Below are 19495 nucleotides of genomic sequence, written 5' to 3' on the forward strand. Positions count from 1 at the left end.
GGCTTCTACAACCCACGTAGGCGCCATTCATATCTGGGCGGCATCAGCCCCCTCGCATTCGAGGCCAAGGTGGCATAGTGAGATAGGTGACCGGCGCAAATCCGTTACAAGTCCACACATCAGAAGGCGAAAATCACGCTGCCAATCTAGCTTTCAACATGCACCGCCTAGTCTTCCACGAGACGCGGGCGGCGGGATAGTTGCGCCTTGAGGGCAGAAATCCGATCTTCATACCGAGGCAGGCACTGTAAAATGCCGACGGAATTGCGCTTTTTAGCGCTCGCGCCGGGGCTGCGCACCGTCACCATGCCTTCGCTGTCAAAAGCGACCGGTAAATGGAGGGGGCCAGTTGCAAAACATCGTGCGACTAATAGCGTAGATTGCCTAGACAGGAAGCCTTGGCGGGGCCTGAACTTCAGGCATGACCAACACCCAATGATCGACCCCAAGCGCCTGAGCTAACTCATATAACGTAATAACAGTTGGGTTGCGCTGCCCGCGCTCAAGGCTACTCAGATATTGCTGACTGAAGCCAGAACGCTCCGCGACCTCCTCCTGCGTCAAGCCCCGCTCTCGCCGCAGACGGGCCACATTCCTGCCGACCAGTTTCCGCATATCCATCGGTATGCAGATCGCAATTTACACATTTTAAGTTTATCAACTATAGTATGTTATACATTGGCGGATGGGAGGTAAGATTGTGACGGGCAAAAGGCTTGAGGCTGGCACTCTGGTCGGAATGGCCCTGTTTTTTGGCATCTCCATCTGGAACAATCCCAACTTCAGTACAGCCTTACGAACCTATGTGCATCAGTTGTTCAGTCACGGTCAAAATCCAGAACACCTTAGGGCTGAGCAGGCTTCTCCCTATGTGGTGACGCCTCTACAACCTGACCAGCAACAGGAACTGATTGAAGGAATGCAGTTTCTGATAGGGGGGCGATATGCCCAAGCCGTGCCCATCCTGAGCAAATATGCCAATCTTGGCGATGTTCATGCTCAAAGCATGATGGGAAGCATCTATTATTTTGGACTAGGGCTACCCCAAGACCGTGCTCAAGCGCTCCAGTGGTTTAGATTAGCCGCTAATCAAGGCAATCCTAGCGACATGGAAACCCTTGCAGAGGCAGCGGGGGGTGCGTTGGTGTGGGATGCCGCGCCCCGACAATCAGCACTGCCTTTGCCCGGCAACGCATCCACCAACATGGCACCTGCGACTGCTCTGGCTCAGAACAACAGCGCAAATGTCTCGCCACTCCCCATGACCTCCTATGCACCCAACCAGAACACAGTAGTCATGCCCCCCATCGGCGCCCGTGCGTCCGTGAGCGGGGCTTATGGCGACAGCCCTGCCAGCAGAGTCAATGAGGCGGACATGCCCTCACCACGTCGAATCCAAGATCCCGTCATCCTGAACAGGGCAGGTCCGAACAGCTTTACAGACCGGAACGGAAACACTTATACCAACGCCGGACCCCATGGCGTGATTAACAACCAAACCGGGCAATTCAGCCCCACCAATTGAGGCATGTAAGCTATCATGCTGAATGCATAGCGATATTTCGTAGCTAGAGTAAGCCCCCCCCTTTGGCAGATAGCAGATGCCTCCTGACAGCTGCATAACAAAACCTCAGACGCCTTTAGCTCCTGAGATTTAAAAATTTTGGGAAATTTTTTCTGAGGCATCATTGAAGCCCCCACCCCATACAAAACCCAATCCCCCTTGGGGGCCTCGGGCCGATCAAAGAATCCTTTTCATCCAGCACCGTGCTTCAGCATGAGGCCCACAGGAAGCCGTCAGACGGGTGAAAAGAATGCGCTCCGTTAACAAGCGCCTGCCAAATCGGCGCGCCTGATTGCTATCTGATTGCTATCCTCAATGGCGGAGCGGCCCCGAAGGGCATCAATCAAGCTAAACCATTGAAAATTTGGTGAGCCCATCTGGATTCGAACCAGAGACCTACTGATTAAAAGTCAGTTGCTCTACCGACTGAGCTATGGGCCCCCAACATACGCTGCTGAAGGCTTGCTTCAGGCGCCGGGTCGCGGTTCCCTAGGGGCGCGGAGGCTTCGGGTCAAGCGGCTGTGTAATTGTTTGATGCTAAAATTTGTGCGCGGATCACGCCAGTTGGGGACAAGTGCCGCCAAAGGGCGCAAAACAAAGTCACGCTCACGAAAAGAGGCATGGGGCACGCAAAGGCCGGGAGAGCGCCATTCTCCACCGCTCCACAGCACAATATCGAGGTCAAGCACCCGCGAACCCCAACGTTTTCCGCCGCGCCGCCCGAATTCGCGTTCGATGGATTTGAGCAGCGCCAGCATCGCAACCGGCCGCAGATCCGATCGCACCACCACCGCCCCATTGGCATAGCGCCGCAAGGACGGCCCCAAAGGCGCGCTGCGAATCACCGGAGCCATGCCCTCAATGCCCAGCCCAGCCTGCGCCAGCGCACCCAGAGCGGCCCGCAATACGCGCTCTGGCCCGCCATGGGTTGCATGGCGGACATTCGACCCCAGCGCGATCACATAAAGATCAGATGTCTTGCGCAAGGCGGCCATAAAGCTGGGGCCTGCGGTCGCGGAAAAAGCCCATGCCGGCCCGGTGCGTGGCCGCCCGCGCCAGATCAAGCGTCTGCACCAGCACGCCAGTTTCGCCGGCGCCGAACTCCTGCGTCAGATCGCCCCATTCGTCGCTAATGAAACTGTGGCCGTAATAGGATTGCTCTGGCCCGCCATAGGCCGCCTCGGCGCCGATGCGGTTGGCGGCGATCACCGGCATACAATTCGACACCGCATGGCCCTGCATCGCGCGGCGCCACATGCGGCTGGTGTCCAAGTCGGCATTATACGGCTCGGTGCCGATGGCGGTGGGATAGAACAGCATTTCCGCGCCCATCAGCGCCATCGCCCGCGCGCATTCGGGATACCATTGGTCCCAACAAATGCCCACGCCGATGCGCGTGCCGAAAACATCCCACACCTTGAAACCGGTGTTGCCGGGGCGGAAATAGTATTTTTCCTCATAGCCCGGCCCGTCGGGAATGTGGCTCTTGCGATAGGTGCCCATGATTTCGCCATCGGCATCGATCATGGCCAGTGTGTTGTAGTAATGGTGCCCGTCGCGTTCAAAGAAGCTGGTCGGGATCGCCACGTTCAACGCCTTGGCCAGCTTTTGCATCGCGGCCACGCTGGGGTGTTCGTCCACCGGGCGGGCAAGGGCAAACAGCGCCTCATCCTCGATCGTGCAGAAATAGGGCGAGGAAAAAAGTTCGGGCGGCAGAATGATCTGCGCGCCCTTGGCCGCGGCCTCCTCCACCAGCGCGACGGTGGCGGCGATGTTTTGTGCCTCATCCTGGCTGCCCAGCGCCAGTTGAAGCGCGGCGACGGTAATTGTGCGTTCGGTCATGGCCGCTTCCTATGTCGAGCCTCGAAATATGTCCACCATTGCAGGCAGGGCGATCATCCCTATCTAGGGGCCAATCACGAAAGATTGGAGAATGGACATGGCCCAGCAAGCAATTGTCGCTGGAGGCTGTTTCTGGTGCGTTGAGGCGGTGTTCCGCCAATTGACCGGGGTCAGCAACGTGGAAAGCGGATATATCGGCGGCAGCGTCGAGAACCCGACCTATAAACAGGTGTGCAGCGGCGCAACCGGCCATGCCGAAGCAATCCGCATCAGCTTTGACCCTGCGGTCATTTCCTATGCTGATTTGCTCGACGTGTTCTTTGCCACGCATGACCCAACGCAATTGAACCGTCAGGGCAATGACATCGGCACCCAATATCGCAGCGCCATCTTTCCACTGGACGCGGTGCAGAGCGCGCATGCCGAAGAAGCCATCTTGCGCGCGCAAAAGGATTGGCCCGCGCCGATTGTCACCACGATCGAACCCATCGCCCCATGGTATCCGGCCGAAGATTACCATCAGGACTACTGGGTCGGCGAAGGACAGCGCAATCCCTATTGTCTGGCCGTCATCCCGCCCAAGCTGGCGAAGTTGAAGAAGGGGTTTGCGCAGAGGCTGAAAGCCTAAGCGGCAATTCGACAGAGTTTGATAGATTGTGTGATCCCGCCAACCACGGGATCACACAGTCACCCCTTGCGCCAGCGCGCGACGAAGAACCCGTCCAACCCGCCTTCGGGCGCCAACATGCCGGGATCGGTGCGCAACCAGCCTTCATGCGTAGGCGTCAGCCCCGCGGGCAATTCCTCCGCCCGGATCGGATCAGGGGTCAGGGCAACCTTGGCCGCCTGATCCTCGCCTTCCTCACGCTCCAACGAGCAAACCGCATAGACCAGCACCCCGCCCGGTTTCAGCCACCCTGCGGCGCGGGCCAGCAATTCACTCTGCAACTCGGCCATTTCGGCGATCTGACGCGGGCCAATGCGATGCAGCACGTCCGGGTGACGGCGGCACGTGCCGGTCGCCGTACAGGGCGCGTCCAGCAATACCGCGTCGAACAATTCCTCCGGCTCATATTTCAAAGCGTTGATCGCCACCAGATCGGCGGTCAACCCGGTGCGGTCCAGATTGCCCCGCATCCGCTCGATCCGCTTGGCGCTGGAATCGAGCGCCGTCACATCCCATCCTGCGGCGGCCAATTGCATCGTCTTGCCACCAGGCGCGGCGCAAACATCCAGAACACGCCCCGCCCCCGCGCCGATCAAACGCGCCGGGATTGAAGCCGCCAGATCCTGTACCCACCAATCCCCACCGGCAAATCCGGGCAGGCTTTCCACCGCATCGCCGCGCGACAGGCGTACATGACCGGGCATCAAGGACAGGCCTTCGGGCGCAGCCCCATCCGGCTTCACCGACAAATCCAGCGGCGGCGGCACCGCCAGCCCAGCCGCTATCGCCCCACCCCGTTCGCCCCAACGCTCCATCACGCGTTCGGGCAAAGTCGGCGCTTCGGGCAAGGTTACACCGCGCCGCACCAGCGAGGAAAACACGCCATGCGCCAGTCGGCGCGGCCCGCCCTGCAACAATTCCAGCCCCGTCGCCACCACGGCGTGCGGCGGCGTTTCCAACCGCAACCACCCGGCCAGCATCAGGCGCAGAACCGCGCGCGGCTTGGCATCATCGGGCAGGATCTGTTTCGTCGCCGAATCGATCAGCGCGTCCAGATCGACCATCCACCGCATCGCCTCCCCAGCCAGCGCGCGGGACAGCGCCTTGTCCGGCTGGGGCAGGCCCTGCGTTGCGGGATGGGCGGCATTATCAAGCGTTTCCCCCCGGCGCAGCACCGCATCCATCAGGCGCAAAGCGGCGCGACGAGGGGCAAGTCCGGGGACGGTTTCAGAAGTTGGCAGACGTGTCATGCGCGGCCCTTAGGGTATATTGCATTCCCGCGCCAGCGGGCGCATGGAAGACCCCATGACCGACAGTTCCACCCCCCGGCCTTTCCAGCGCTCGACCCAGCGCCCCGGCACTTTCGTCAAGCCCGCGCATTGGACGAACGACCCCGCCCCCGCGCCCGCCACGCCCAAGGATGAGGAAGACCCCGAAGGCCTGTCCCCCACCCGCTATGGCGATTTCACCCGCAAGGGGATTGCGTGGGATTTTTAAGCCACCAATTGGGCTGCCTCAAACCCAGCCCAATAATTCCCGCCGCACCAGAGCCTCGATCATCGCCATGCCTTCCGCCCCTGCGTTAAGGCAGGTCAGCACGGCGTAATCCTTGCCTCCGGCTTCCTCGAAAACTTCGCGGCCACGGATCGCCAGTTCTTCCAGCGTTTCGACGCAATCGGCGGAAAATCCGGGCGCGGCAATCGCCACCTGCCCCACGCCTTCACGCGCCAGACGGGCCAGCGTGTCCTCGGTCGAAGGCTCCAGCCATTTGGCGCGGCCAAAGCGTGACTGGAAAGAGGTTTCAACCCGAATCCCCGGAAACTCGCCCGCCAGCGCCTGTGCCAGCAAACGCGCAGTCTTGCGGCACTGGCAATGATATGGGTCGCCAAGATGCAGGGTGCGTTCCGGCATCCCATGGAAAGACAAAAGCAACACCTGCGGCACAAAGGCCATGGCCCGCAATTGCCGCGCAAGATCGGCCCGCAACGCCTCGATGTGTGCCGGATCATCGTAATAGGGAGGCAAGGTGCGGATCGCCGGTTGCCAGCGCATCGCCGCCAACCCTTCACCCAGCCTGTCCATCACGCTGGCCGTGGTCGCGCCCGAATATTGGGGATAGAGCGGCGCGACCAGAATGCGTTCACACCCGTCCGCCTTCATCTTTTCCAGCACAGAGGGAATCGAAGGCTGGCCATAGCGCATTGCCCAATCGACCATTACCGCGTCCCCCATCCGCTCCTGCAACGCCCATGACTGCGCCTTGGTGATCGCGGCCAGAGGCGAACCATCGGGCGTCCACACCTGTGCATAGGCATGGGCCGATTTGGCCGGTCGCGTGCGCAGAATGATGCCATGCAGGATCGGCATCCACACCAGTCGCGGAATTTCCACCACGCGCCGGTCGGACAAAAACTCGGCCAGATAGGTCCGCACCGCCGGGGCGGTCGCCGCCTGCGGCGTGCCCAGATTGACCAGCATCACCCCCACGCGCGGGGCGGCCACAGGCGGATGGTCAATCGGGCGTTCCATAGTCATTCCTGATCATCAGAGGCCAAGGGCAAACGGCGCAGCCGCAAACCTGTGGCGGAAAACAAAGCATTGGCAATAGCAGGCGCGGCCACCGCCACACCCAATTCGCCCGGATCGAACGGATCGGCTCCGCTGGCGATCAATTCAACCTCGACTTCGGGGCAATCGGCCAAAAGGGGCAGGCCAAGTTCGCCCAATTTTGCCGCCGATGGCAATCCCTTGCGCCACCCCATAGTGGCCCCGATGGCCAGAGAGATGCCGTAGATCAGCCCGCCTTCGATCTGTTGGCGGGCAATGTCGGCGTGGATGATGCGGCCGATGTCGGCAACGGCCGTGATGCGGTCCACCCGGACGCCCGCCTCGCTGCGCCGCGCGGTGGCAATGGCGGCAATGCATCCGCCCGTGGCAATATCGCCCATCCGGTGACAGGCCAGCCCCGCCCCGCTGCCATCCTTGCCCCCGTTCCATTCCGCCAATGCCGATACGCGTTGCAGACAGGCCGCCATGCGCGGATCATTGTCCAGCATGCCCATGCGAAAGGACAAAGGCTCATGCCCGATGGCCGCCGCGATTTCGTCCAGAAAGCTTTCCGTGACAAAGGCGTGCATGGCATGCGTGCCGCCCCGCATCGGGCCAGTGGGCAGGCCGATCTGCGTCGCGGCATGGTCCACCGCGACATGGGCGATGGCATAGGGCGGATTGGCCCCCGCCATGGCCAGAACATCCTGGCGGTCCTGCATCCTGGCCGCTTTGCTGGTGCTGGCGCCCGACAGCATGCGCAGGCCGAATTCGCGCATCGTGGCGGGCATGGCGATACGGTTGCGCCATGCGGCCACGCGCCCGGCTGTATCGGCCCGCGCATGGACATGGGCGGCCAAGGGGGCACGAGGCAATCCGGCGACATGCTCCTGCCACCGACTCCACATCAATTGCACTGGTTTGCCCACGGTTTGGGCCAGTGTGGCGGCCTCTATGGCGAAACGGGAATCATAGCGCGCATCGAAACTGCCGCCCGCCGAAACGGGATAAAGCACGACCTTATGCGCGGGCACCGCCAATTCCCGCGCAATAGCCAGCCTCGTCCGCTCTGGCGCCTGAACGGCGGCCCAAACCTCGACCAATCCGTCGCGCAGCCGCGCCGTGGCCGTCGCCGTTTCCAACGTCGCATGAACCGCAGGGGCAATGTCATAGCGCGCCGAAAATTGCGGATGATCGCCCAGAACACCATCGGGGTCGCCCACCGCCACCATGCGTTCGGTGTCTTCGCCCTTCATCGCGCGGCCCAACGCCTCGTCCAGCGCTTTGGTGATCTGCGCGCTTTCCAGCGGTTTTTCGACCACGAAACCGGGGGCAATCGCGGTCAACGCCCTTTCCGCCGCCCACCAATCGCTGGCCACCGCGGCGACCCAGCGCGGGCCTTCGACCATGCGGATAAAGCCGGAAATGCCCTTCGCCTTGCCCGCATCATGCGCGCCCAGCGTAACATTCTGCCCGCGCGGCGCATGGCGGATCGCGGCATAGACCATGTCGGGCAGGCGAATGTCGCCGGCAAATTGCCAAGCCCCATCAACCTTGGCCGGGGCATCCAGACGGGGAAAGGCCAGTTCCGCCCCGGCAGGCATCACCGCCGGGCTTTCCGCCGCAGGCGCGGGGCGCAACACCGGCGGATCGGGCGGGGTCTGGCGGGACGCATCCGCAACCAATTCGCCAAAGCCCAGAACCTTGGCCCCGTGCCGCACGGCCCCGCCCGACACGTCGCATTGCTCCCAGCCACTCAGCCCCCAGCGCGCCGCCGCCGCCATGGCCAGCACAGAGCGCGCGCCCGCCGCCGCCTTGCGCAAGGGTTCTTCATAGGCCGCCACCGATGTGCCGCTCCCGGTTGCCATGAACCGATGATCCTCGGCCCAGCGGCGCACCAGCCAGCCGTCCTGATCCCCCACGATGGGCGAGACGATGGAGGCCCATAACGGCACCCATTGCGCGGCCAGCGGAAGGTTGGGGAAATGTGCGCTGATCGGCGCGGGCGTGACGGCCACTTGTCGCCAATCCGCCCCCAATTCGACCGCCGCAATCCGGGCCAGAGTGGTCATCACCCCCTGCCCCATCTCCAATTGCGGGATGGCGACATTGACCACGCCATCCGTGCCAATGCGCAACCATGCGTCAAAGGCGAATTGCCCCTCCTCCGGCGGAAAGGGCTGGGCATAATGCCGGGGCAACAGGCTCCAACCCACCAGCAGGCCCCCGCCCGCCGCCGAACCGATCAACCATTGCCGCCGGGTTATGGCCATCGTTGGATCAAGCCTTGCCCGGCGTCACGCCCTGTGTCGCCAGCCAGGGCAGCAAAGCGCGGGCGATGCGCGCAAAGGCCTCGGCCTGCGGACCTTCACCGGCGGCGGGCGGGTCGCCCGCATCCGAACCCAGACGGATCGATATGTCCAGCGGAACACGGCCAAGGAAAGGCATGTCCAGCCGCGTCGCCGCATCCTCCACCGCGCCGCAGCCGAACGGGTCCGACACATTGCCGCAATGGGGGCAGATATAGCCCGCCATGTTTTCCACCAGCCCAAGCACCGGCACATGCGCGCCCTCAAACAGGTTCATCGCGCGGCTGGCGTCCATCAACGCCAGATCCTGCGGCGTGGAAACAATGACGGCACCTGCGGGCTTGTGTTTTTGCACCATGGTCAATTGCACATCGCCCGTGCCCGGCGGCAGGTCGATCACCAGCACCTGTGTATCGCCCCAATGCGCATCGACCAACTGGCTGAGCGCGCCCGACACCATCGGCCCGCGCCATGCGATGGCCCGACCGTCCTCGATCAGATGGCCCATGGACAGGACGCCCACGCCGTAACGGCTGGGGACGGGAAACATCTTGCTGTCCTTGGCGTTGGGCTTGATGCCTTCATTGGCGAACAGGCGCGGTTGTGACGGCCCATAAATGTCGGCATCGACAACCCCCACCTTGACCCCGGCCCGCGCCAGCGCGACGGCCAGATTGGCCGAAAGGGTGGATTTGCCCACGCCCCCCTTGCCCGAACCCACCGCCAGAATCAGCGGCCCCTTGGGAGGCGGGGGCGGCGCGTCACGGTCGGCCATGATGCCCACGCGCACCTCGGTCACGGCGGGCGCGGCGGACAGCGCGGCCTTGGCGCCCGCCTCCATCGCGGCGCGCGCGGCGCCATCCAGCCCCGATCCGTCCAGAACCAGCGTCACCACCCCATCGGCCAGACGCAGCGATTGCACCCGCGACGCCATTTCGGCGGGCAAAAGTTGGCGCAGGTCATCGGCAGGCTGGGCGCTCATCACACTATCCTTGAAATCAACACAGGTCGTGCCCCGCGCCCTAGAGCATTTTGCCCCCAAGGGGAAACACCCGAAAGGCACCCCACCTTGGGAAATTTGCGCAATCTGGTTCATCGCCCCCTGTTAATTCGTAAGGAGGCACCTATAGATAGTGCCATGAAGCAAATGGCCGAGTGGATCGCGCAGGGAATTCAACGCAGGGTAAGGGGCATGTCTCCTGCTCTGCCCCCGGTATTAATGGCCGAACAGGACGATGGTTCAGGCCCGGAGGAAGGTACGCCCAAGCCCGGAAATTCAGGACCGCGCAACCCGTGGCAACCGCCCACGACCGGCAAGGGCAATCAGGGCCGCCGCGCCAGCAGCCTTGAGGATATTTTCCGCGCCCGCCGTGAAAATGGCGGACCGGGCGGCCCCGGCGGGCCAAGCACCCCGCCCCCCGGCCCCAATTTCCGCATTCCCCAGCGCCCCAATGGCAAAAGCTGGACCCCGGTTCTGCTGGGCGGGGTGGCATTGCTGTGGCTGGCCTTTTCGACCGGGCATCAATTGTCGTCCAACGAACAGGGCATCGTCACGACTTTTGGCAAATATACCTCGACCATCGGGCCGGGCATGAATTTCACCGCCCCATGGCCGATCCAGCGCGTGCGGGTGGAGGATGTGACATCGATCCGGCGCGACAATGTGCCCGAAGGTGAGGCTGAAAAGCTGATGCTGACGGGTGATCAGAGCCTTGTCGATCTGAGCTATATCATCCGCTGGAACATCCGTAACCTCAAGCAATTCACCTATCAGTTGGAAGACCCGCAGGGCACCGTGCGCGAAGTGGCCGAAGCCGCCATGCGCGCCAGCGTGGCCGAGGTGAAGCTGAACGATGTGATGTTGGGCACGCGCCGGGCCGAAATCGAAACCAATGTGCGCCAACGGATGCAGGCCGTGCTGGACGCCTATCATTCGGGCATTCTGGTTCAGGGCGTCGACATCAAAAAGGCCGACCCGCCCGCCAAGGTCAATGACGCATTTCAGCGCGTACAGGCCGCCCAGCAGGACGCCAACCGCGACATGTCCAACGCCCGCGCCTATGCCGAACAGGTGATCCAGCGCGCCGAGGGCGACGCCACCGCCTTTAACAAGGTCTATGACCAGTACAAGCTGGCGCCCGAAGTGACGCGCCGCCGCATGTATTACGCCACGATGGAGCAGGTTCTGTCGCAGAATGACAAGGTGATCGCGCCATCGGGCGGGTTCAATTCCTATATGCCTTTGCCCGCCATTCAAAAGAAACAGGCCGATGAACCTGTGGTGGTGAAGCCATGAGCGGTCTGTTTCAGGATGGCATCAGCCCGCGCGCCAAATTCGGCGCGGCGGCTCTGATCGCGGCGGCATTGGTGGGTTTTTCCGCCGTGGTTGAAGTGCCCGAAAGCCAGCAGGCCGTGGTCATGTGGCTGGGCGAACCGGTGCGTGTCATCAATCGGTACAAGCCGGGCGTCGATTTCGGCAACACGGGCGCGGGCCTGTCCTTGCGCGTGCCCTTTTTTGAAACGCTGGTGCGGGTGGACCGCCGCGTGCTCAATCTGGATATGGAGCGCCAGCAGGTGAACTCCTCTGACCAGCAGCGGTTGGAAGTGGACGCCTATGCCCGTTTCCGCATCATCGATCCGGTCAAGATGGTGCGCACCGCCGGGACCGCTGAGCGCGTTCAGGAACAGCTTCAGCCGATCATGACCAGCGTGCTGCGTCAGGGGTTGGCGTCCTATACGTTCCAATCGTTGCTGACGCCGGAACGCGGCGTGATGATGGAACAGATCCGCAAGGCGCTGGACCTTGAGGCGCGCGAATATGGCGCCCAGATCATCGACGTGCGTATCAAGCGCGCAGACCTGCCCGATGGCACGCCGCTGGAACGCGCCTATGCCCGGATGGAGGCCGCGCGCGAACAGGAGGCCACCACCATCCGCGCCATGGGCCAGAAACAGGCCCAGATCATCCGCGCCGAGGCCGAAGGCGTTGCTGCCAAGACCTATGCCGAAGCCTATGGCAAGGACCCCGGCTTCTATGACTTTTATCGCGCGATGGAGAGCTATCGCACCACATTCGCCAATCCGGCCAACAAATCGTCAACCACGATCGTGTTGACGCCGGATAATGATTACCTGCGCCAGTTCCGCAGCCAGAAGGGACAATAGGCCGATGGAACCGTTCCACGCCTATTCAATTTCCGTTCAGGACGGGCGGGCGTAAATTACAATTGATAAATCACCCCATGGCCGAACGGAGATCGGCCCCCGCCACCGGCTTTGGCCGGGACGGGCGAAACAACAAGGACTATGCCCAGTGCGATACGCTTATGGAGTGACCAGTGCGCTGCTTCTTGGGGGTGCGACCCTCTCGCTCCTCACCGGACTTCCCGCCGGGGCGCAAGTGGCGCAAAATGATGCGCAGAAACTTCAGGCCATCACGCCCCGCGTGGGCGCGCCGTCGAGTTTCGCCGATCTTACCAGCCAGTTGCAACCTGCGGTGGTCAATATCTCGACCCGCCAAAAGGTGCGCGTGGCGGGCGGCGCCAATCCGTTTGCCGGCACCCCGTTCGAAGGCTTTTTTGGCGGCGGCGAAGGTCAGGGCCAGCCCCAGACCCGCGAAGCGCAATCGCTGGGTTCGGGCTTCATCGTTTCGGCCGACGGTTACCTCGTCACCAACAACCATGTGGTGACGCCCGAGGGGCAAGGCGTGGTCGAATCGATCACCGTCACCCTGCCCGATGGCAGCGAATATCCCGCCAAGCTGATCGGCAAGGATGCGGCTTCCGACCTTGCGGTGCTGAAAATCACCGCTGGCAAGCCCCTGCCCTTTGTGAAGTTTGGCGACAGCCGCGCATCGCGCGTGGGCGATTGGGTGGTGGCCATCGGCAACCCCTTCGGCCTTGGCGGCACGGTGACGGCGGGCATCATCTCGGCGGTCTATCGCAACACGGGTCAGGGCGGCGCCTATGACCGCTATCTGCAAACCGACGCGGCGATCAATCAGGGCAACTCGGGCGGCCCGATGTTCGACATGAAGGGTCAGGTGATCGGCATCAACCGTGCGATCTTCTCGCCTTCGGGCGGCAGCGTTGGCATCGGCTTTGCTATCCCTGCCGAAACCGCCGCCCCCATCGTCGATCAACTGATCAAGGGTCAGACGATCGAGCGCGGCTATCTGGGCGTGCGCATCCAGCCGGTGACCACCGATTATGCCGACTCGATGGGCCTGCCCCACAATCGCGGCGAATTGATCCAGGCGGTTGAACCCGGCAAGGGTGCCGATCTGGGCGGCGTGAAGGCTGGCGACGTGGTGCTCAAGGTCGATGGCAAGGATGTGACCCGCGACCAGACGCTCTCGTTCCTGGTCTCGAACGTCAAGCCCGGCAACAAGATCCCGCTCGAAGTGCTGCGCGGCGGCCAGCGCCTGACGCTCAACGTCGTGGTGTCCAAGCGCCCCACCGACGAGGAACTGGCCCAGCAAACCTTTGACCGCAAGAAGACCGGCGATGATTTCGAAAAGGCCCCCACCAAGGGAACCGGCCTTGCTGAAAAGTCGCTCGGCCTCTCGCTGCTGACGCTCACACCGCAAATCTCGCGCCAGTTGGGCCTGCCGGAAAACACCAAGGGCGTGGTTGTCGCGGGGGTTGATGCCTCCTCGGATGCTGGTTCCAAGGGGCTGGAGCGGGGCGACGTGCTGCTCTCGATCAACAACACCGCCGTCAACACCGTGGGCGAATTTGAAAATGGCATCCGCGCCGCGCAAACCGCGGGTCGCACTGCCGTCGGCGTGCAATGGATGCGCCCCGGTCAGCCGCCGATCTATGTGGGCATCCGCCTGCGTTAATCACCGCGACCATGGACATGAACAGGCCCCCGTCAGCGTCAGGCTGGCGGGGGTTTTGTTTTGGATTGTGTGGGCGTTTTGCCTCCGGCGGGTTAAGGGCGGGGGCCCTTAACAATCCCGATTTGGGGTGGTGGATTGGCCGAAGGGGAGTCGTTGAAATAGCGAAAGCCTGCGGCGCGGTGAAGTCATCACTATCCACGCCGCAGGCTTTTGATTTGAACGTCACGTCCGACACAAAAGGCCGAATCCATTCCACAACGCAGACAGTCACGGGAGCGCGAGGGTCTAGACCCTCGCACCTATCCCCTGATCAATACCCCACGCTGGGCTGGGGCCGCCGAACATTACCCCCCTGCCGCCCTGTTGCACTATCCAGAAAATCGGGATTGGCCGCCGGACCGGGCTGATTGTCGGTGGGGTTGTTGTCCGGCGCCGAACTGTCATCGGTGGGGACATAGGCGTCCGGCCCGCTCAGATTTGCCATATCGTCAGGTTCAAGTTGCCAATCAGGCAGCGTCAGTTCGGTTTCAAACGGTTCGATGGGGCGCTTGGCCACGGCCGCCTTCATGAATTGCGCAAAGGCGCGCGCAGGCGCCGTGCCGCCCTGAAGGCCCGGAACCGCCTTGGCATCATCGCGGCCCATCCACACGCCCGTGGTCACGCCGCTGGAAAAGCCCAGGAACCAGCCATCCTTGTTGCTGCTGGTCGTGCCGGTCTTGCCTGCGACGGGGCGGCCGATCTGGGCCGCGCGACCTGTGCCGATGTTGACGGCAGTTTGCAGCAGATCGGTGATCCCCGCCGATACAAAGGGCGCGACCAGTGTCTGGCCTTGCGTCTGGGCATGTTCGTAAAGGACGCGGCCATCGCTGGCGACGACCTTGACAATGCCATAGGGTTCGACCGAGGTTCCGCGCGCCGACACGGCGGCAAAGGCGCGCACCATATCGATCACGCGCACATCATTGCTGCCCAACACCATCGAAGGGTTGGTGGAAATCGGGGTGGTGATGCCAAAGCGGCGCGCCATGGCGGCCACGGCGTCAAACGTCACCTGTTGCCCCAATTGCGCGGCCACGGTGTTCTTGGAATAGGCAAAGGCGGTGCGTACGTCGATCTGGCCGGCATAGGTGCCGCCCGAATTGCGCGGGCTCCATCCATCGATGGTCACCGGCTGGTCAACCACCGGATCATCGGGCTTAACCCCGGCCTCCAACGCGGCCATATAGACGAACAGCTTCCATGCCGAACCGGGCTGACGCAGGGCATTGGTCGCGCGGTTATAATTGCTGGTCACGTAATCCAGACCGCCCACCATGGCCAGAACCGCGCCGTCGCGATCCATGCTGACCAAGGCGCCCTGCGCGTCCTTGGGCGTATAACCCTTGATGGCCGAGGCGGCCGCATTCTGAAGGTTAGGATCAAGCGTGGTCCAGACCTCCAGATTATCGTGATTGTTGGGGTCGCGCGTTTCAGGCAACAGCACGTCAAGCTGGGGCAGCGCCCAATCCGTGAAATAGCGCACCGCGCTTTGCGATGCTTCGGCGGACATCTTCACCGCCTGCAAATCAACACTTTCGGCCTGCGAAGGCGTAATGGCGCCTGCATCGACCATGACCTCCAGCACGACCTTGGCGCGGTCGATGGCGGCCTGCTGGTCGGCGGTGGGGGAATAATGGCTGGGCGCCTTGACCAGACCCGCAATGATCGCGGATTCGCCAAGGCTGAGCTGGCGCCCTTCATGGCCGAAGAATTTGCGCGCCGCCGCGTCAACGCCATAGGCGCCGCCGCCGAAATAGACCTTGTTCAGATAGAGTTCGAGGATCTCATCCTTGGAAAACTTGAACTCCAGCGCCAGCGCGATCAGCGCCTCGCGGGCCTTGCGGCTCCACGTACGGTCATTGTTGAGGAAGATCGTGCGGGCAAGCTGTTGAGTCAGGGTCGAGCCGCCCTGCCGCCATTTGCCCTTTTGCGCGCGGACGTAAAAGCTGCGCAAAACGCCAATCGGGTCGATGCCGATATGGTCGCGGAAACGGCGGTCCTCGGTGGCGATGATCGCCGCCTTCATCGACGACGGAATTTCCTGATAGGACAGCCATTTGCCATAGCTGGGCCCCATGGCGAACAATTCGCTGCCGTCGCGGGCGCGCACAAGGATGGTCTGGCCGTTCTGGCTGGTCTTCATCGTGTCGAAATCCGGCAATTGCTGTGCCTCGATCCACACCGCGGCAAAGGCAAAGGTCAGCGCCAGAAGGCCAAGCGCCCCCATCCAGATGAAGAATTTTTTGAACAAGCCTTTCACGCCTGATCGTCCGCCCGGCCCGTTGTCGGAATCGCCCGAACCGCGCCTATTCTGCCTTGCCATTGAAACGCCAACCCCTGCTGCGCGCACGGATTGTCCGGCGCGACACCATCATATGCAAGCAACAGGCGCGCGAAACGGATCCACGCGCCTCTAATCAATTCCGCATAGGCGATAGAGCGCCTTGGGTTAACCTGAAATTGCTGGCCCCGGTGCTAAAATCACGCCGAAGGGTCAGGGCCAGCTTTTGACTCAATCCTTGGGTTCGAAATCCAGACTGGCGCTGTTGATGCAATAGCGCAGGCCCGTCGGCTGTGGCCCGTCGGGAAACACATGGCCCAAATGCCCGTCACAGCGCGAACAGCGCACCTCGGTACGGACCATGCCATGCGACATATCGCGGTGTTCGATAATCGCCTCTGGCGCTTCGGGCGCATAAAAGCTGGGCCATCCAGAGCCGGAATTGTATTTCGTGCCGGACGAGAAAAGCGGCGCACCGCAACCGGCGCAAAGGTAATCGCCCGCCGCCTTGTTCCCTTCATATTCGCCGGTAAAGGCGCGTTCCGTGCCGCCTTCGCGCAGAACATGATATTGCATCGGGGTCAGGCGCTGACGCCATTCAGCCTCGGTTTGGGGGATTTCGGGGTCGACCATCAGCTTTCTCCTTTGACGTCAACCCATATGGGTAACGGGCGGGCGCGTTCAAGGCGCAAGTCCGGTGCGGGCAAGGTTGAACTGCGGCAAGAATGTCGCGGTATTGGCAAAAATGGCATCGCCCATAGCAATCGCATTTCTGAATTTTTCACAGCTATGATATGAAGAGTCGTGACGCGAGCTGCATGAACGGCCCGCGCACTATAGAGAGGATGCATCATGATTGGTATTCGGGGGTTTTACCTGTCTGGCGCCTGTGTTGCGATGATCGCGACCGCCACCACCGCCCAAGCGCAAACCGCAACGCCGCAAACACCGGCCAAAAAAGAAGTCACCACCGGCGAAATCGTCGTCACGGCCCAGTTCCGCAGCCAGAAGTTGCAGGACACGCCGCTGGCCATCACGGCCATGACCGGGGCCTCGCTGGCCGCGCGCGGGCAAACCAATGTGGCCGAAGTGGCAGCCCAAACGCCCAATGTCACGCTGACCCCGCAAAACGCCTATTTGGGGCCGGGCATCATCGCCTTTATCCGCGGCGTGGGCCAGACCGACCCTAACTTTGCGCTCGAACCGGGCGTGGGCATGTATATTGACGATGTCTATCTGCCCACCCTGACCGGTTCGTTGCTCGACCTGATGGACCTTGACCGCGTCGAAGTGTTGCGCGGGCCGCAGGGGACTTTGTCGGGCCGCAACTCGCTGGGCGGTTCGATCAAGCTCTATTCGGTCAAGCCGCAGGGCAATGGCAAGGGCATGGTCGAGGGCACCTATGGCGCGTTCAACCGCATCGACATGCGCGCCTTCTTTGACCTGAAGCTGGCCGAAAACCTGTTCCTGCGCGTGTCGGGCGCAACCAAGAACCGCGACGGCTATGTCACCCGGCTGGATTACGCCAAGACTCACCCCGGATCGAATGTGCCCACGCTGGCCACCGGCGACAATGCCAAGCTGGGCACGCTGGGCGGCACCAGCTTTACCGCAGGCAAGGTCGCTTTGCGCTGGATGCCGACAAGCAATGTCGAGGTCAATGTTTCGGGCGACTATACCCGCCAGCGTGACGAACCGGGCGCCACCGTGCTGATCTATGGCAATGCCATCGGGCAATTTGCCGGTTCGCCCGTTTCGAAAAGCCCCGCCCGCCCCTGGCTGCGCGGCACCAATGGGGCTTCGATCCCGCTCAACTGCGCCTTTGTCACGTCGGGCGTGAACAGCTGTGACGCGACGCCTGCCGGTTATGATGGTCGCTTCATTTCCTATGCGACCTATCTCGACAATGCCGCCTCTGACAGCCAGATGCCCTATAAGCCGTTGTCGCTGAACCCACATTCCAATCTCGACAATTACGGTTTTGCCGGGACCATCGACTGGACGATCGCCGACAACCTGGCGCTGAAATCCATCACGGCCTATCGCCATTACGATTCCTCGTGGGCCTTTGCCGAAGGCGCTCCGCTGCAACCCTCCATGCTGCAACAGGCGCAGACCAACACCCAATGGAGCGAAGAAATTCGCCTCTCCGGCAAGGCTTTCAACAACCGTCTGGATTACACGGTGGGCGGGTTCTACTTCCATGCCAAGGGCACCTATACCGGCCGCATCGACCTCAACTATGCGGGCATCGACTTCCTGCATGGCCCCGACACGACGCCCGCCACCAACAAGGCGGTCTTTGCCAACGTTTCGGGCAAGGTAACCGATGCGCTGACCATCACGGGCGGCGTGCGCGCCAGTTGGGACACCAAGGATTACACCTATTCGCGGCATAATCCCGATGGGTCGACGATCCTGCCCTGCACCGGCTATCCCTTTGTCGTGGGCCAGCCGCCCAACTGCGCCATCGCCGCTCTGAACGGCCTCAACGCCCATTTTGAAAAGCAGCGCACCGACTGGCGTATCGCGGGCGACTATCGCTTCAGCCCCGAACTGATGGTCTATGCCCAGGTTTCGACCGGCTATCGCGCGGGCGGCGTCAACCCGCGCCCGTTCTATATCAATCAGGCCCAATCCTTCCAGCCCGAGACGATCGTGGCCTATGAAGCGGGCTTCAAATCGGACCTGTTCGACCGCAAACTGCGCTTCAACGTGTCGGCCTTCTATAATGATTACAAGAACATCATCCTGACGGTGCTCAATTGCCCGAACAATCTGGGCTTCCCCTCGACGCCGTGCCTGCAACCCAAGAATGTCGGATCGGCCCATGTAAAGGGCTTTGAAATCGAAACGATGATCCGCCCGACGGCCGGGCTGACCTTTGATGCTTCGCTTTCCTATCTCGATTTCAAATATACCACCGTCGACACCGCCAGCACCGGGGTTCAGGCCAGCTTTGTCCCGCCCTATACGCCCAAGTGGAAGTGGAACGCGGGCGTGCAATATGACATTCCCGATGTCATGAAGGGCACGCTCTCGCTGCGCATGGATGGCAATTATCAGTCGCACATCTATGTCGACCCCACCAATGTCGACAGCGCCGTGGTTTCCACCACCACCCCGACGGGCGGCGGCGGCGCCTTGGCCACACAGGTCGCCACCAATCGCATCAACGGCTATTTCCTGGGCAATGGCCGCATTACGTGGAAGAGCGCCGCCGATGGCTGGACCGCCAGCGTCGAGGTGCGCAACATCTTCAACAAATACTACTTCACCTCGATGACCGCGAATTACGTGTCAATCGGCACCGTGTCGGGCGCGCCCGGCCTGCCGCGTACATGGGCGGTGACGCTGAAAAAGGATTTCTGATCCTTGAAATCCGGGCGGGGCCTGATTTGAT

General features: G+C 62.0%; 16 protein-coding genes and 1 tRNA gene. 7 read left to right on the forward strand and 10 right to left on the reverse strand.

The annotated features are described in order from the left end of the window. Positions 1–384: 384 nt before the first annotated feature. Positions 385–621: a helix-turn-helix domain-containing protein gene (locus ACZ9HU_RS11710; protein ID WP_476105132.1), complete on the reverse strand. Its 237-nt coding sequence runs from the start codon at positions 619–621 to the stop codon at positions 385–387. A 118-nt stretch (positions 622–739) separates the two neighbouring features. On the opposite strand from ACZ9HU_RS11710, the gene ACZ9HU_RS11715 reads away from it, so the two are divergent. Continuing rightward, positions 740–1525 (forward strand): tetratricopeptide repeat protein, encoded by a 786-nt coding sequence (locus ACZ9HU_RS11715; protein ID WP_476105134.1) that lies wholly within the window; start codon positions 740–742, stop codon positions 1523–1525. A 404-nt stretch (positions 1526–1929) separates the two neighbouring features. On the opposite strand, the gene ACZ9HU_RS11720 is transcribed toward ACZ9HU_RS11715, so the two are convergent. The 3 genes from ACZ9HU_RS11720 to aguB form a co-directional block, all read right to left on the reverse strand. Continuing rightward, positions 1930–2005: transfer RNA gene (locus tag ACZ9HU_RS11720), tRNA-Lys, on the reverse strand. 26 nt (positions 2006–2031) lie between these two features. Continuing rightward, positions 2032–2550 (reverse strand): 2-amino-4-hydroxy-6-hydroxymethyldihydropteridine diphosphokinase, encoded by a 519-nt coding sequence (gene folK, locus ACZ9HU_RS11725; RefSeq protein ID WP_476105136.1) that lies wholly within the window; start codon positions 2548–2550, stop codon positions 2032–2034. After that, the gene (aguB, locus tag ACZ9HU_RS11730) at positions 2534–3406 is read right to left on the reverse strand and encodes an N-carbamoylputrescine amidase (RefSeq protein WP_476105138.1); all 873 of its coding nucleotides are present in this window, start codon (positions 3404–3406) and stop codon (positions 2534–2536) included. The genes folK and aguB overlap by 17 nt, the downstream gene beginning before the upstream one ends. Before the next feature lie 97 nt (positions 3407–3503). Between aguB and msrA the strand changes: the two genes are divergently transcribed. Beyond that, complete coding sequence (gene msrA / locus ACZ9HU_RS11735) at positions 3504–4034, forward strand: peptide-methionine (S)-S-oxide reductase MsrA (RefSeq protein WP_476105139.1); 531 nt, start codon at positions 3504–3506, stop codon at positions 4032–4034. A gap of 59 nt (positions 4035–4093) precedes the next feature. Here msrA and ACZ9HU_RS11740 read toward each other — a convergent pair whose 3' ends face one another. Further along, a complete protein-coding gene (locus ACZ9HU_RS11740; protein ID WP_476105140.1) occupies positions 4094–5323 on the reverse strand; it encodes an RsmB/NOP family class I SAM-dependent RNA methyltransferase in 1230 nt (409 codons plus the stop codon). A 55-nt stretch (positions 5324–5378) separates the two neighbouring features. Between ACZ9HU_RS11740 and ACZ9HU_RS11745 the strand changes: the two genes are divergently transcribed. Next, entirely contained in the window at positions 5379–5570 is a 192-nt protein-coding gene (locus tag ACZ9HU_RS11745) for a DUF1674 domain-containing protein (protein ID WP_476105142.1), read from the forward strand. 18 nt (positions 5571–5588) lie between these two features. Here ACZ9HU_RS11745 and hemH read toward each other — a convergent pair whose 3' ends face one another. From hemH to ACZ9HU_RS11760, 3 genes are read right to left on the reverse strand one after another with little or no spacing between them, the layout of a single operon-like run. Next, positions 5589–6602, reverse strand: a complete 1014-nt coding sequence (gene hemH / locus ACZ9HU_RS11750) for a ferrochelatase (protein ID WP_476105432.1) — start codon at positions 6600–6602, stop codon at positions 5589–5591. Positions 6603–6604: 2 nt separating this feature from the next. Then, positions 6605–8893, reverse strand: coding sequence for a molybdopterin cofactor-binding domain-containing protein (locus ACZ9HU_RS11755; protein ID WP_476105144.1), 2289 nt, complete (start codon positions 8891–8893; stop codon positions 6605–6607). Positions 8894–8900: 7 nt separating this feature from the next. Then, on the reverse strand, positions 8901–9911 hold the full coding sequence (locus ACZ9HU_RS11760) for an Mrp/NBP35 family ATP-binding protein (protein ID WP_476105146.1): 1011 nt from the start codon (positions 9909–9911) through the stop codon (positions 8901–8903). Positions 9912–10121: 210 nt separating this feature from the next. Between ACZ9HU_RS11760 and hflK the strand changes: the two genes are divergently transcribed. The 3 genes from hflK to ACZ9HU_RS11775 all read left to right on the forward strand — a co-directional run bounded on the left by hflK (position 10122) and on the right by ACZ9HU_RS11775 (position 13772). After that, positions 10122–11225: a protease modulator HflK gene (gene hflK, locus ACZ9HU_RS11765; protein WP_476105149.1), complete on the forward strand. Its 1104-nt coding sequence runs from the start codon at positions 10122–10124 to the stop codon at positions 11223–11225. Then, complete coding sequence (hflC, locus tag ACZ9HU_RS11770) at positions 11222–12094, forward strand: protease modulator HflC (RefSeq protein WP_476105151.1); 873 nt, start codon at positions 11222–11224, stop codon at positions 12092–12094. The genes hflK and hflC overlap by 4 nt, the downstream gene beginning before the upstream one ends. Before the next feature lie 148 nt (positions 12095–12242). Continuing rightward, positions 12243–13772 (forward strand): Do family serine endopeptidase, encoded by a 1530-nt coding sequence (locus tag ACZ9HU_RS11775; protein WP_476105153.1) that lies wholly within the window; start codon positions 12243–12245, stop codon positions 13770–13772. Between the two features lie 310 nt (positions 13773–14082). Here the strand turns inward: ACZ9HU_RS11775 and ACZ9HU_RS11780 are convergent, their stop codons facing one another. Together ACZ9HU_RS11780 and msrB are read right to left on the reverse strand one after the other, a co-directional pair. Next, complete coding sequence (locus tag ACZ9HU_RS11780; protein WP_476105154.1) at positions 14083–16134, reverse strand: transglycosylase domain-containing protein; 2052 nt, start codon at positions 16132–16134, stop codon at positions 14083–14085. 189 nt (positions 16135–16323) lie between these two features. Continuing rightward, on the reverse strand, positions 16324–16725 hold the full coding sequence (gene msrB / locus ACZ9HU_RS11785; RefSeq protein ID WP_476105155.1) for a peptide-methionine (R)-S-oxide reductase MsrB: 402 nt from the start codon (positions 16723–16725) through the stop codon (positions 16324–16326). Positions 16726–16944: 219 nt separating this feature from the next. Here msrB and ACZ9HU_RS11790 point away from each other — a divergent pair, with 219 nt between their 5' ends. Beyond that, positions 16945–19464, forward strand: coding sequence for a TonB-dependent receptor (locus tag ACZ9HU_RS11790; RefSeq protein WP_476105156.1), 2520 nt, complete (start codon positions 16945–16947; stop codon positions 19462–19464). Positions 19465–19495: the final 31 nt, after the last annotated feature.

It is taken from the genome of Novosphingobium sp. Sphag1I (assembly GCF_056279125.1).

Coding starts and splice junctions, on each gene's coding strand:
- ACZ9HU_RS11710 (WP_476105132.1), bottom strand. CDS start 621: ATGGATATGCGGAAACTGGTCGGCAGGAATGTGGCCCGTCTGCGGCGA.
- ACZ9HU_RS11715 (WP_476105134.1), top strand. CDS start 740: ATGGCCCTGTTTTTTGGCATCTCCATCTGGAACAATCCCAACTTCAGT.
- aguB (WP_476105138.1), bottom strand. CDS start 3,406: ATGACCGAACGCACAATTACCGTCGCCGCGCTTCAACTGGCGCTGGGC.
- msrA (WP_476105139.1), top strand. CDS start 3,504: ATGGCCCAGCAAGCAATTGTCGCTGGAGGCTGTTTCTGGTGCGTTGAG.
- ACZ9HU_RS11740 (WP_476105140.1), bottom strand. CDS start 5,323: ATGACACGTCTGCCAACTTCTGAAACCGTCCCCGGACTTGCCCCTCGT.
- ACZ9HU_RS11745 (WP_476105142.1), top strand. CDS start 5,379: ATGACCGACAGTTCCACCCCCCGGCCTTTCCAGCGCTCGACCCAGCGC.
- hemH (WP_476105432.1), bottom strand. CDS start 6,602: ATGGAACGCCCGATTGACCATCCGCCTGTGGCCGCCCCGCGCGTGGGG.
- ACZ9HU_RS11755 (WP_476105144.1), bottom strand. CDS start 8,893: ATGGCCATAACCCGGCGGCAATGGTTGATCGGTTCGGCGGCGGGCGGG.
- ACZ9HU_RS11760 (WP_476105146.1), bottom strand. CDS start 9,911: ATGAGCGCCCAGCCTGCCGATGACCTGCGCCAACTTTTGCCCGCCGAA.
- hflK (WP_476105149.1), top strand. CDS start 10,122: ATGTCTCCTGCTCTGCCCCCGGTATTAATGGCCGAACAGGACGATGGT.
- hflC (WP_476105151.1), top strand. CDS start 11,222: ATGAGCGGTCTGTTTCAGGATGGCATCAGCCCGCGCGCCAAATTCGGC.
- ACZ9HU_RS11780 (WP_476105154.1), bottom strand. CDS start 16,134: ATGGCAAGGCAGAATAGGCGCGGTTCGGGCGATTCCGACAACGGGCCG.
- msrB (WP_476105155.1), bottom strand. CDS start 16,725: ATGGTCGACCCCGAAATCCCCCAAACCGAGGCTGAATGGCGTCAGCGC.
- ACZ9HU_RS11790 (WP_476105156.1), top strand. CDS start 16,945: ATGATTGGTATTCGGGGGTTTTACCTGTCTGGCGCCTGTGTTGCGATG.